The 13,452-nt window shown below is 71.4% G+C and carries 9 protein-coding genes; all 9 read right to left on the reverse strand.

The genetic code is table 11. The annotated features are described in order from the left end of the window. Nucleotides 1-7: 7 nt before the first annotated feature. On the reverse strand, nt 8-2,701 hold the full coding sequence (locus tag OG933_RS06785; protein WP_327186454.1) for a GNAT family N-acetyltransferase: 2,694 nt from the start codon (nt 2,699-2,701) through the stop codon (nt 8-10). A gap of 144 nt (nt 2,702-2,845) precedes the next feature. After that, on the reverse strand, nt 2,846-5,230 hold the full coding sequence (locus OG933_RS06790; protein WP_405625900.1) for a phosphoketolase: 2,385 nt from the start codon (nt 5,228-5,230) through the stop codon (nt 2,846-2,848). Between the two features lie 44 nt (nt 5,231-5,274). Next, the gene (locus tag OG933_RS06795) at nt 5,275-6,156 is read right to left on the reverse strand and encodes a universal stress protein (protein WP_405625903.1); all 882 of its coding nucleotides are present in this window, start codon (nt 6,154-6,156) and stop codon (nt 5,275-5,277) included. After that, nucleotides 6,153-7,175: a zinc-dependent alcohol dehydrogenase gene (locus OG933_RS06800; RefSeq protein WP_327186451.1), complete on the reverse strand. Its 1,023-nt coding sequence runs from the start codon at nt 7,173-7,175 to the stop codon at nt 6,153-6,155. Before OG933_RS06800 ends, OG933_RS06795 begins: the two co-directional genes overlap by 4 nt. 23 nt (nt 7,176-7,198) lie before the next feature. Next, entirely contained in the window at nt 7,199-8,104 is a 906-nt protein-coding gene (locus tag OG933_RS06805) for a universal stress protein (protein ID WP_405625905.1), read from the reverse strand. A 152-nt stretch (nt 8,105-8,256) separates the two neighbouring features. After that, nucleotides 8,257-8,895, reverse strand: a complete 639-nt coding sequence (locus OG933_RS06810; RefSeq protein WP_405625907.1) for a hypothetical protein — start codon at nt 8,893-8,895, stop codon at nt 8,257-8,259. Between the two features lie 389 nt (nt 8,896-9,284). Further along, entirely contained in the window at nt 9,285-10,196 is a 912-nt protein-coding gene (locus OG933_RS06815) for a universal stress protein (protein ID WP_405625910.1), read from the reverse strand. Between the two features lie 162 nt (nt 10,197-10,358). Then, nucleotides 10,359-11,087 (reverse strand): pyruvate formate-lyase-activating protein, encoded by a 729-nt coding sequence (pflA, locus tag OG933_RS06820; RefSeq protein ID WP_327187820.1) that lies wholly within the window; start codon nt 11,085-11,087, stop codon nt 10,359-10,361. A gap of 5 nt (nt 11,088-11,092) precedes the next feature. Beyond that, nucleotides 11,093-13,351, reverse strand: a complete 2,259-nt coding sequence (gene pflB, locus OG933_RS06825; RefSeq protein WP_327186447.1) for a formate C-acetyltransferase — start codon at nt 13,349-13,351, stop codon at nt 11,093-11,095. Nucleotides 13,352-13,452: the final 101 nt, after the last annotated feature.

Genomic DNA, 13,452 nt, shown 5'->3' on the forward strand with positions numbered 1-13,452 from the left:
TTCCTCCTCAGCGCAGTCGGCGCAGGTAGGGGTCCTGGGGGCGCCGCGGCAGAAGTCGCACCCGCGCGTCGAGCACGGTGACACCGCCGGGCGCCGCCAGAACCGGGTTGAAGTCGACCTCGGCGAGCTGCGGGAGGTCGGAGGCCATCCGGGACAACCGCTGGAGCAGCTGTTCCAGCTCCTCCAGGTCGACGGGGGCGCTTCCGTTCGCGCCCAGCAGCAGCGGGGCACAGCGTGGCGAGGTGATCAGTTCGTGCACGTCGCGGTCGGTGAGCGGGGCGAGGCGGGCCGCGTGATCGGCGAGCACCTGCGTCGCGGTACCGCCGAGCCCGAACAGGACGAGCGGGCCGAAGACCTCGTCCTGGACGACGCCCGCGAACAGCTCTGTGCCGCGCGCGGCGAGCGGCTGTAGGACCACTCCGGTCATCAGTCCGTCGAAGCGGGTCGCCAGGTCACGGAAGGCCGCTCGCACCTGGGAGTCGCCGCGCAGGTCGAGGTGGACGGCGTGCTGTGCGCTCTTGTGGACGAGTCCGGGCCACTGGGCCTTCATGACCACCCGGCCGTCGAGTCCGTGCAGCCGCTCGGCGGCCAGGACGGCCTCGTCCTCGGTCTCGGCCCATGCCCAGGGGATCTGCGGAATGCAGTAGCAGGCGAGCAGGTCGGCGCAGGCGCGGGGGTCGAGCCAGCCGCCGTCGGGTGTCAGCGCGAGGAACTCCTCGACGACCGTTCGGGCCCGCACGGTCTCGACGTCGTCGAGGACCGGGACCACACCGGCGGGCCTGGCCAGCCAGGAGGCCCGGTCGGCGGCGCGGGCGAGGGCACGGGCCGCGGCCTGCGGTTCGGCGTAGGAGGGGATCGTGCCGCCGTCGGCTGCGGGCAGCAGTCTGATAGACCGGTCCTGCTCCAGGCGTACGGCGAGCACGGGCATCGCCCGCCGGCCGGGAGCGGCGGTGACGGCCCGCACCAGGTCGTCACCGGTGGCCACCGCGACCGCCGTCGGGACGAGGGCCACGACGACGGCGTCGATACCGGTGCACCGGGTCAGACGGTCGACGCATTCGGTCAGCTGCTGCTCGGACACGGCGGCGGTGGCGTCGACGGGGTTGCCGATGGCGGCGCCGTCCGGCAGCACGCCGAGCAGTTCCTCGACCATGGCGGGGGTGAACGGGGGAACGGCCAGCCCCGCCTCCACGCAGGCGTCGGCTGCCAGCACTCCCGCGCCGCCCGCGTTGGTGACGATCGCGACGCGGGTGCCTTCCGGCAGCGGCTGGGAGTGCAGCAGGGCCGCGGTTTCGAGGAGCTCGCCGACCGAGCGGGTCGCGGTGATGCCGGCCTGGGTGAACAGCGCGCCGCGGGTCATGGTGCGGGTGGCGGCGGCAGCGGTGTGCGAGGCGGCCGCGCGACGCCCCGCGTCCGTGCGTCCGGTGTCGACGGTGAGCACCGGGATGCGACGCGTGACGCGGCGAGCGGTCCGGGAGAAGGCGCGCGGGTTGCCGAATGACTCCAGGTGCAGCAGCGCGAGGTCGGTGCGGCCGTCGCTCTCCCACCACTGCAGCAGATCGTTGCCGCTGACGTCGAACTTGTCGCCGAGCGAGACGAAGGACGAGACTCCGATGCCCAGCCGGGAGAGCCCGTCGAGCAGGGCGATGCCGACGCCTCCGGACTGCACGGCGACACCGGCCGTCCCGGGTCGGGGGTGTTCGGCGGCGAAGGTGGCGTCGAGGTTCAGCTCGGGGTCCGTGTTGGCGACGCCGAGGCAGTTGGGTCCGACGAGCCGCATGCCGTAGGTGCGGCAGGCGTCCAGCAGGGACCGCGCCTGGGTGTGGTCGAGTCCGGCGGTGACGACGACGAGCGCACGCACCCCGGCCCGGCCGCACTCGTCGGCGACTGCCGGGACCGCGCTGGCCGGCACTGCCACGATCACGAGGTCGGGGGTCTTGGGCAGGGCCGCGACGGACGGGTGGGACGGCACACCGAGCACCGAGGTGACGCGGGGGTTCACGGCGAAGAGCCGCCGGGTGAAGCCACCCTGGTGCAGATGGTGGAGGATCGCCCGGCCCACCGACCCCGGCGTGTGTCCGGCGCCGACGACCGCGACGGCGTCCGGGCGCAGCAACGGCAGGAGGCTGGCCACGTCGGCGGCACGGCCCCTGGCCTCGACGGCCGACAGGTAGGTGTCGTCCTGGTCGAGGTGGACGGTGCAGCGCACCTCCGGTCCCTCGAAGCGGCGGGAGGTGCGCAGGCCGAGGTCGGCGAAGAGACGGAGCACCTCGTGGTTCTCGCTCAGCGCGTCGGCCGTGAAGGTGGTGATGCCGTCCGCGTGCGCCGCCGAGACCAGGTGCTCGACGAGCAGGGTGCCCACACCCCGGTGGTGCAGACCGTCGGCAACGGCGATGGAGACCTCCGCGTCGTCCTTCTCCCCGGCGGTGTCGTACTCGGCGAGGCCGATCACCCGGCCGTCCGCCTCGGCCATCAGGGCCCGGTAGCCCGGACGGGTCGGGGCGCAGGCCCGGTCGGCGGCCATGGCGGCCGACCGTCGGCTCGCCGAGAAGAACCGCAGGCGGAGGTTGTCCGCCGACATCTCCTCGTAGAACCCTTGCAGCTGGCCGTGGTCACTCGGCCGCACGGGCCGTATGCACACGGTGGTGCCGTCGGCGAGCAGGGCGTGAACCGTGGGCCGGTCGATCAGGTCGTCCGTCATCGCAGGTCTCCTCCATGGCTCTCGACACTTCGATCGTCCGGCAGACCGGAGGGCGGTCCCATGGGCTGTCCGGGGCGGAACGGGGGGCCGATCGGCCCCCCCGTTCCGCTGATGGTCCCGGGGCGGTCGGCGTCGTCAGGCCCGTCAGGCCGTCCATGTCCAGTCGGCGACCTCGGGCAGGTCGGTGCCGTGCTCCCGGATCCAGGCCTGGTGACGGGTGCGGGCGTCGGCCATCCGCTGGCGTACCGCGGCGGCCCGCACGGCGAGGCCGGGGACCCGGTCGATGACGTCCATGACCAGGCGGTAGCGGTCCAGGTCGTTGCGGACGACCATGTCGAACGGCGTCGTCGTCGTGCCGGACTCCTTGTAGCCGCGCACGTGAAGGTTCCTGTGCCCGGTGCGGCGGTAGGCGAGGCGGTGGATCAGCCACGGGTACCCGTGGTAGGCGAAGATCACCGGCTTGTCGGTGGTGAACAGTCCGTCGTACTCGAAGTCGCTCATCCCGTGCGGGTGTTCCTCGCGCGGCAGCAGCCGGGTCATGTCGACGACGTTGACCACGCGCACGGCCAGGTCGGGCAGATGCCGGCGGAGCAGCTGCGCGGCGGCCAGCACCTCCAGGGTGGGCACGTCGCCCGCGCAGGCGAGGACCACGTCGGGTTCGCGGGTGCCGTTGTCGGTGCCGGCCCACTCCCAGATGCCGGCCCCGCGGGCGCAGTGGGCCCGGGCGGCGTCCATGGAGAGCCAGTCGAAGCAGGGCTGCTTGCCCGCCACGATGACGTTGACGTAGTCGCGGCTGCGCAGGGCGTGGTCCGCGACCGACAGGAGCGTGTTGGCGTCCGGCGGGAGGTAGACGCGGACGACCTCGGGGCTCTTGTTGAGGACGTGGTCGACGAAGCCGGGGTCCTGGTGGGAGAAGCCGTTGTGGTCCTGGCGCCAGACGTGCGAGGTGAGCAGGTAGTTGAGGGAGGCGATGGGCGCGCGCCAGGGCAGCTCCCTCGACGTCTTGAGCCACTTGATGTGTTGGTTGACCATCGAGTCGACGATGTGCACGAACGCCTCGTAGCAGGAGAACAAGCCGTGCCGGCCGGTCAGGAGATAGCCCTCCAGCCAGCCCTGGCAGGTGTGTTCGGACAGGATCTCCATCACCCGGCCGTGGTGCTCGAGGTGCTCGTCGACCGGCAGGTGTTCGGCCTGCCACGCCTTTCCGCTGACGTCGAAGACGGCCTGAAGCCGGTTGGACGCGGTCTCGTCCGGGCCGACGAGACGGAAGTCCCGTCGCTCACCGGTGTCCTTCATCACCCGGGCGAGGAGGTCGCCGAGAACGCGGGTCGGTTCGTGCAGGGTGGTGCCCGGCTTGTCGACGGGTACGGCGAAGTCGTCGATCGGGGGGACGGGCAGGTCGCGCACGAGCAGGCCGCCGTTGGCGTGCGGCGTGGCGCCGAGCCGCTGGGCGCCGTCGGGGACACAGGCGAGGACGTCGGCAGTGGGACGGCCGTCGGGCCCGAAGAGTTCCCGGGGCCGGTACGAGCGCAGCCACGCCTCCAGCTGCCGCAGGTGCTCCGGATTCTCACGGACCCCGGACAGAGGCACCTGGTGGGCGCGCCAGGTGCCCTCGACGGGTTCGCCGTCCACCACGGCCGGTCCCGTCCAGCCCTTCGGGGTGCGCAGCACGATCATGGGCCAGTGCACGCGCTCGGTGACACCGCCCTCGCGGGCGGTGCCCTGCATGACGGCGATGCGGTCGAGTGCGTCGTCCATCGCCGCGGCCATGGCCCGGTGGACCTTGGCGGGGTCGTCGCCGGTGACGTGGATCGGGTCGTGGCCGTAGCCGCGCAGCAGCTCGTCGAGTTCGGCCTCCGGGATGCGGGAGAGCACCGTCGGGTTGGCGATCTTGTAGCCGTTGAGGTGCAGGATGGGCAGGACCGCGCCGTCGTGGACGGGGTCGAGGAACTTGTTGGAGTGCCAGGCGGCGGCCAGCGGCCCGGTCTCCGCCTCGCCGTCGCCGATCACGCAGGCGACGAGGAGGTCCGGGTTGTCGAAGGCGGCGCCGTAGGCGTGGGCCAGCGAGTAGCCGAGCTCGCCGCCCTCGTGGATCGAACCGGGGGTCTCCGGGGCGACATGGCTGGGGACGCCACCGGGGAACGAGAACTGGCGGAACAGCCGGGCCATGCCGTCCTCGTCGCGCGTCACGTCCGGGTAGGTCTCGGTGTAGCTGCCCTCCAGCCAGGAGTTGGCGAGGATCGAGGGACCGCCGTGGCCCGGACCCCATACGCACAGCGCGTCGAGCCCTCGGGCCTTGATCACCCGGTTGAGGTGCGTGTGGACGAGGTTGAGACCGGGCGAGGTGCCCCAGTGCCCGAGCAGCCGCGGCTTGATGTGCTCGGGTCGCAGCGGCTCCCGCAGCAGCGGGTTCGCCATCAGGTAGATCTGTCCGGCGGCCAGGTAGTTGGCGGCGCGCCAGTGTGCGTCCAGAGTGCGCAGCTCTTCGTCGGTGGGTGCGGTGGCGTCCTGGTGCCGGATGGTGGACATGGTGACTCCGAAGGCGTCGAGTGGTCGGTCGGGTCGCTGGGCGCTCACGCCTGCTCGGGCACGATCGCGACAGGGCAGGCGGCGTGGTGCAGGACTCCGTGGGCGACACGCCCGAGCTGGAGCCCGAGGTGCCCGGGGTTGCGCCGGGCACCGACCACCAGCAGGCCGGCGTCGCGCGAGGCGTCGAGCAGGACTCTGCGGGCGGGTCCCTCGACGGTGCGTCGGTGCAGTTCGACGTCCGTCGGGGCGTCCTTCAGGGCCTCTTCCAGAGCTTCGGCGGCGTGTTCCTCGTGCAGTCGCGCCGGCTCGCCGGCGAGGAGAGGGTGGTCCACGCTCTCGTGTGCGGGGCACCGCCACGCGCGCACGGCGTCCAGGGGTGCGGCGCGCAGCCTGGCTTCCTGGAAGGCGAAGCGCGTCGCCGCGGAGTCCTTCCCCGTCTCCCCCACGCCGAGCACGACATGCCCCCGCGAGTCCGCGCCGGCCCGGTTGTCGTGGCTGCCGCGCAGCACGATCACCGGACAGTCCGCGTGTGCGGCCACGGTGAGGCTGACGGACCCGAGCAGCATCTCGACGAGGCCGCTGCGGCCCCGGCTGCCGAGCACCAGCGCGCAGGCATGGCGCCCTTCCCGCACCAGCGCGTATTCCGGCTCCTCGGGCAGCACGTCCGCGGAGACCTTCAGGTCCGGTCGACGGTGGAGGGCACGCCGTGCGGCGGCCTCCACGATGTCGTCCGCCCTCACCTCCTCCGGCGGCTTGGCGACGTCCGCGGCGAGCGCGCTGCCCTCGTAGCGCTCCCAGAGGGAGGCGTACACCACCTTCAGCGCCACTCCGCGCAGAGCTGCTTCGTCGGCCGCCCAGTCGACGGCGCGCAGGCTCGGCTCGGAGCCGTCCACGCCGACGACCAAGGGCAGTCCCGCCGCCTTCACCGCTGCGCTCCGAGGTCGAAGACGATGCGTGCCTTGACGTGGCCGCGCAGTACCTCGTCGATGGACTCGTTCACCGAGGCCAGGGGTCGGGTCTCGTAGACGACCTTGGTGCGGCCGGCCGCGTGCAGTTGGAAGACCTCGGCGAGGTCCTGCCGGGTGCCGACGATCGAGCCGATCACCGAGGTGCCGTTGAGAACGGTGTCGAAGATGGGCACGCGGACCGTGCCGTGCGCGGGCAGGGCCACCATGACCAGCTTGCCGCCGCGCCGCAGCCCGGAGTTGACGGCTTCGAAGGCCGCGTCGTTCACCGCGAGCGCGATGGCGGTGTGGGCGCCGCCGTGCCGCTTGAGCACCTCGCCGACGTTCTCCTTGCGGGCGTCGATGACGATGTCCGCGCCGAGTTCCGCGGCCAGCCGGAGCTTCTCGTCGGTGACGTCGATCGCGGCGACCGTGGCGCCCGCGATCTTCGCGTACTGCACGGCCAGATGGCCGAGCCCGCCGATCCCGGAGATCGCGACGAGCTGAGCGGGCCTGACGTCGGCGACCTTCAGCGCCTTGTACGTCGTCACGCCCGCACAGGTCAGCGGGGCGGCTTCCAGGGCGCTGATCCCGTCGGGTACGGGCTGGGCGAAGTCGGCCCAGGCGAGCATCTTCTCGGCGTAACCGCCGTCGCAGCCGTAGCCGGTGTTGATCTGCTGCTCGCACAGGGTCTCCCAGCCGGACAGGCAGTGCTCGCACCGCCCGCACGCCCTGCCGAGCCACGGCACGGCGACGCGCTGCCCGACGGTGAGATGGGTGACGCCTTCGCCGAGCGCCTCCACCAGGCCGACACCCTCGTGCCCGGGAACGAACGGCGGGTTCGGCTTGACCGGCCAGTCGCCGTGGGCCGCGTGGATGTCGGTGTGGCACAGCCCGGACGCCTCCACCCGGACGCGGACCTGGCCGGGGCCGGGCTCCGGGTCGGGTCGCTCCTCGATGACCAGGGGCTCGCCGAACGCGCGTACGACCGCTGCCTTCATGGGTCTCTTCTCCTCAGGGTGAATCAGCTGTGCGGGACGACGGCGACGGGGGCGGTGGAGTGGTGCAGGACCGCGTGGGTGACGTGCCCGACGTGGGCGCCGAAGGAGCTGCGGCGGATGCGCCGGCCCACGACGACCAGGGATGCGTGACGGGAGGCCTCCACGACGTGGATCGCGGGGCTGCCGTAGCGGGACTGCTCGACGACCTCCACGTCCGGGAACTTCTTCCGCCAGGGGGCCACGGCCTCGGCCAGCGCCTCGGCATCACTCAGGGCCAGTGCCTCGTGCAGTGCGGGGTTGGCTGGTGTGCCGTACGCGTAGTAGGGCGGCGGGTTCCAGCCGTGGACGACCCTCAGGGACGTCGCGCGGCGCCTGGCGGCGTCGAAGGCGAACTCGATCAGCGTCTCGTCCGGGTACTCGACGTCGAGTCCGAGCACCACCGGCCGGAACGGGGTCGCGGCGGAGGGAACGCCTGCCGGGTCCGGCTCGTGCTCGTCGGCGGCCTGCTCCAGCGCCCGTACCAGCACCACGGGGCGGTCCGTGTGGGCGACGACGGACAAGCCGACCGAGCCGACCATGAACCCGCCGATCCCGCCGAAACCACGCGAGCCCAGGACAAGCAGTTCGGCACTCTTCGCCACCTCGGCCAGCGCATGGCCCGGGTGTCCGGAGAGCTGCTCCCTGATCACCTCGACGCCCGGGTGCCGCAGACCGATGCCCTCGGCGGCCTCGCGGGGAATCCGCTCGGTCCAGTGCTGCTGGGTCTCGGCTCCGAGGAGCGGGGCCTCGGCCATGGGCTCCGGCACCGGCTCCCAGACGTGGACGATCTTCAGGGGCAGGTCGCGCAGCTTTGCTTCGCGAGCCGCCCATTCGGCGGCTGCCCGGCTCTCCTGCGAGCCGTCGAGACCTACGGTGATGGTGCGGAGCATGATCTCCACCTCCTGGGGCGAGGGATCCGATTCCAGCGTCGTCTTAGGGGGGTTCGTTGTGCAGGGGCCACTGGTCCCGGATCGGGACCGGACGGCCCAGGAGAGGGCTCGGCGCGGTGGGCCGGGTGACGGGCCCACCGCGCCGCCGGTGTTCAGCGCAGCCAGCCGTGGTCGCGCACCATCGGCAGCCGGGCCCAGAGCCGACCCGCGCCGAGGGTGTCGCCTGCCGCGGTGGCGGCCAGGACGATCAGGGCGACGGCGTAGATCAGGTGGTAGTCGGCGAACGGGTTCGTCGACATGCTCAGCGAGCCGTCCGAGATGTGCCGCGCGGGCGGCCACTCGGCGACCCACATCAGGATCATCATCGCGGTCCCGGCGACGGCGGCGATCCGCAGCGCGACACCGAGGACAAGCGCGAGGCCGATCCCGAGCAGACCGAGCATGAACAGCCAGTTCGCCCACGGGTCGCCGGCCCAGGAGTGGAAGGTGGACTCCATCGGCCCGACGGCGACGGAGCCGAGGAAGCCCTTCGTCGGCGATCCGCCGTCGATCCAGCCCTTGCCGGACGGAGTCGCGTAGCCGAGGCCAAAGGTCTTGTCGAGGAAGGCCCACAGGAAGACGAACCCGGTGAGCAGGCGCAGGGAGGCGAGGACGTAGGCCCGCACGGTGTGCGTGCCGGTGTCTGACGACACTGCCGACTCGGCGGACTCGGATGCGGTGGCGGCCGGGTTCCCGCGCAGTGACGGCAGGTGGAAGCCGGTGCTCCGGTGCGGGTGCTCGTGCACGGACATGGTGGGTTTCCCTTCGAAGACGGTCGGGTCGTTGTCTGACGTGACTCACTCTGGCCCTGTGCACCGGACGGCGCCGGATGCCGAAGGTCCGCGACCATGGGGCTGAACGGCCCTGTCTTGAGGGGCTGTTGGGCATCGACACGGCACGCCCGACACACGGAGTGCGCCGGTGCCTCGGGCACCTCTCCTCGACGAACCGTGCCGCGAACTCGCCCGGCACGAAGTCGTGTTCGCCCTCACCCGTGTGACGCAGCGCCTGCGGGACGACTCGGACGCACACGGCCTGCCTGACGGAGTCAGCGGGCGGGGACTGATCTTCCCTGCCCCGCCCACTGCCGTGGACGCGTACCGGAGGTGGTGCGGCGAGCGGTGGACACCCGGCCCCGGGGTCAGTCGTGCGGCACCACCGCGACCGGTGCGGAGGCGTGTTGCAGCACGGCGTGTGTCACCGGGCCGACGCGGCCGCCGACCGCCGCACGGCGGTTCTTGCGGCCGACGACGACGAGCGCCGCGTCCCGCGAGGCGTGCACGAGATGACGGCCGGCGCCACCGATCACGGCCTGCTCATGCAGTTTGACCCCGGGGAACCTGTCCTTCCACGGCCGCAGGACGTCGCTCAGCCCGTTCCGTGTTTCCTCGGCCAGCTCTTCGTTGAGTCCCGCGTCCACGGCGGCGGCGTAGCCGTAGACGGCGGCCGGGTTCCAGCCATGGACCACGCGCAGGCCGGCCGCGCGCTGCTGAGCGGCCCTGAAGGCGAACTCGATGACAGTATCGCTCGGCTGTTCCAGGTCCAGCCCCAGCACCACGTCACGGTACGGAGTGGTGGTCACCCCGGCGCCCGCGGCGTCCGGCAGGTGCTCGTCCGCTGCGTGCTCAGTGGCCCGAACGAGGACGACGGGTCGTACGGTACGCGCCACGACGGCCTGTGCCACGGAGCCGACCAGGAACCCGGCGACGGTACCCAGGCCCCGGGACCCCAGGACCAGCAGATCGCTGTCCGCGGCGGCGGCCAGCAGTGCGGGGACGGCCTGGTCTCCGGTGAGCCGGCTGGTGATCAGCAGACCGGGGTGGCGCCGCGCGAGCCGGGACTCGGCCTTGCGCAGCAGATCCGCGGCCCACTCGTGTTGCCCGTCGATCGCGCCGAGCGACGGAACGCCACCGAACGGCGCGTAGGGAGGGGGCGGGTCCTCGGCATGAACGAGGTGCAGGAGCGCCTCTCGCTGTACCGCTTCCCGAGCCGCCCAGTCTGCGGCGGCGAGACTTGCGGGCGAGCCGTCGAGACCGACGGTGATGGTGGGCATGTGCGGACCTCCTTGGGGGATGCACCGTAAGTCTCCGAGCCCCGTGATCCGAGGCAGAAGAGGCCGGAGGGTCCCTCCTGAGGGCCGACCGGCCCACGAGAGGGGCGAACGCCCCGCGTCCACAGGGTGGCGGCGGGGTCGCGCGGAGAGGCGGGTGCCGGCTCACACCGCCCGCACCCCGTGCTCGCGGAACTGTGCACGGACCCGCTGGACGAGGTCCCGGTCGGGCGTCGGGGTGTCCTTGAGCGGGAAGGGGATCCCGAGGGCCTCGTACTTGTGGCTGCCGAGATTGTGGAAGGGCAGGACGTCGACCCGGTCGACGTTGCCCAGCCCGCCCAGAAACGCGCCCAGGCCGTCGACGGCGGTCTCGTCGTCGGTCCAGCCGGGGACCAGGACGTAACGGATCCACACGGGGACGCCGAGCCGGTCCAGGCGAGTGGCGAAGTTGAGGGTGGGGGCCAGCTCACCGCCGGTCAGCTTGCGATACGTGCCGATGTCGAAGGACTTGATGTCCAGGAGCACCAGGTCGGTGTCGGCGAGGAGCGTGTCGTCGGCACGGACGCCGAGAAAGCCGGAGGTGTCGAGGGCGGTGTGCAGCCCGAGTTCCTTGCAGCGATGGAGCACGGCAGCGGTGAAGGCGGACTGGAGAAGGGGCTCGCCACCGGTGAGAGTGACTCCGCCGCCTGCCGTCGTGACGAAGGCCCGGTACTTCTCGATCTCGGCCATCACCTCCTCCACCGTGGTCTCCCGGCCGTCGCGCATGTGCCAGGTGTCGGGGTTGGCGCAGTACAGGCAGCGCAACGAGCAGCCGCTGACGAAGAGCACGAACCGGGTCCCGGGACCGTCCACGCCGGTGGAGAGGTCCCAGGAGTGGATCCGGCCCTTGATCATCGTGCTCACAGCGAACCGTGGAAGGTGCGGCTGATCACGTCGAGCTGCTGTTCACGGGTCAGCCGGACGAAGTTGACGGCGTATCCGGAGACCCGGACCGTCAGCTCCGGATACTTCTCCGGGTGCTCCATGGCGTCCTCCAGGGTCGCCCGGTCCAGGACGTTGACGTTCATGTGGAAGCCGCCAGAGGACATGTACGCGTCCAGGATCCCGGCCAGGTGATCCGCGCGCTCGTCCGGGTCGTGACCCAGGCCTTCCGGAGTGATCGTCGTGGTCAGCGAGATCCCGTCCCGCGCCTGTTCGTACGGCAGCTTGGCGACGGAGAGGGCGGAGGCGGCCACGCCGTGGCGGTCGCGCCCGTTCATCGGGTTGGCGCCGGGCGCGAAGGGCGCGCCGGCCCTCCGGCCGTCGGGGGTGTTGCCGGTGTGCTTGCCGTAGACGACGTTCGAGGTGATGGTCAGTACCGACTGGGTGTGTTCGGCGTCCCGGTAGGTGGGGTGCTTGCGGACCTTGGCCATGAAGGACTCCACGAGGCCGACGGCGATGCTGTCGGCGCGGTCGTCGTTGTTGCCGTAGGCCGGGAACTCCCCCTCGGTGCGGAAATCGACGGCGAGACCGGTGGCGTCGCGGAACACCTTCACCCGCGCGTGCTTGACGGCGGACAGGCTGTCGGCGGCGACCGAGAGTCCGGCGATCCCGCAGGCCATGAACCGGTGCACCGGATGATCGTGCAGGGCCATCTCGATGCGCTCATAGGCGTACTTGTCGTGCATGAAGTGGATGACGTTGAGGGTGTTGACGTATGTCTCCGCCAGCCAGTCCAGGACGCGGTCGTACGCCGCCGACAGCTCGGCGAAGTCCAGGTACTCACCCGTCAGCGCAGGTGCCTCGGGGGCGACCTGTTCGCCGGTCATCTCGTCCCGGCCGCCGTTGACGGCGTACAGCAGTGCCTTGGCGAGGTTGACCCGCGCCCCGAAGAACTGCATCTGCTTGCCGACGGCCATCGCCGAGACACAGCAGGCGATCGCGGTGTCGTCGCCCGTGCGCGGGCGCATGAGGTCGTCGGACTCGTACTGGATCGCGCTGGTGTCGATGGAGACCTGGGCGCAGAACTTCTTGAAGCCGGCGGGGAGTCGCGGCGACCACAGCACGGTCAGATTGGGCTCGGGGGCCGGACCGAGGTTGTACAGGGTCTGAAGGAAACGGAAGGAGGTGCGGGTGACCAGCGTGCGGCCGTCGTCGCCGATGCCGCCGATGGACTCCGTCACCCAGGTGGGGTCGCCGGAGAACAGCGCGTCGTACTCGGGGGTGCGCAGGAACCGCACGATCCGCAGCTTGATCACGAAGTCGTCGATCAGTTCCTGGGCACGCGTCTCGTCGATGAGCCCCGCGACCAGGTCCCGCTGGAGGTAGACGTCCAGGAAGGTGGAGGTGCGGCCCAGCGACATGGCGGCGCCGTTCTGCTCCTTCACCGCGGCCAGGAAGCCGAGGTAGAGCCATTGCACGGCCTCGTGGGCGGTGGCGGCGGGCCGGGAGACGTCGCAGCCGTAGGTGGTCGCCATCTCCGCCAGTTCCCTCAACGCCCTCATCTGCTCGGCGAGTTCCTCGCGATCACGGATGACGTCCGAGGTGGAGGGCTGTGTGTCCAGCAGGGCCTTCTCGGCCTGCTTGGCCTCGATCAGCCGGTCGGTGCCGTACAGGGCGACCCGCCGGTAGTCGCCGATGATCCGGCCACGGCCGTAGGCGTCCGGCAGGCCGGTGATGATGCCCACCTTGCGTGCGGTGCGCATTTCGGGAGTGTAGGCGTCGAAGACACCGTCGTTGTGGGTCTTGCGGTAGGTTCCGAAGACCCGGGTGACAAAGGGATCTGCCTGGTAGCCGTACGCCTTCAGCCCGTTCTCGACCATCCGCAGGCCGCCGTTGGGCATGATGGCCCGCCGCAGCGGGGCATCGGTCTGGAGGCCGACGATCAGCTCGCGGTCACGGTCGATGAAGCCCGGCCGGTGCGAGGTGATCGTGGACGGATTACCCGGGTCGGCATCGAGGATGCCCCGGCGCCGCTCCTCGGGAAACAAGGAGCTCACCTTCTCCCACACCGCGCGCGTGCGCTCGGTGTGGCCGGCCAGGAAGGCCGCGTCACCCTCGTACGGCGTGTAGTTCGCCTGGATGAAGTCGCGGACGTCCATCCGCTCGCGCCAGCCTGCGCCGGCGAAGTCCCGCCACGCCTGCGGCGTCCGGGGTCCAGCCGTCACCGTTACCGTCATCGCCGGTCTCTCCTCGGTCCGCACGGTTGCTCCTTCTGTACTGCCGATCCTTCTCGTCGGCCCCGGCTGCCGGGAGGGTCCGTCGGCACACCTGCGGGCGG

The organism is Streptomyces sp. NBC_00016 (assembly GCF_045040885.1).
Lineage (GTDB): Bacteria > Actinomycetota > Actinomycetes > Streptomycetales > Streptomycetaceae > Streptomyces > Streptomyces coriariae.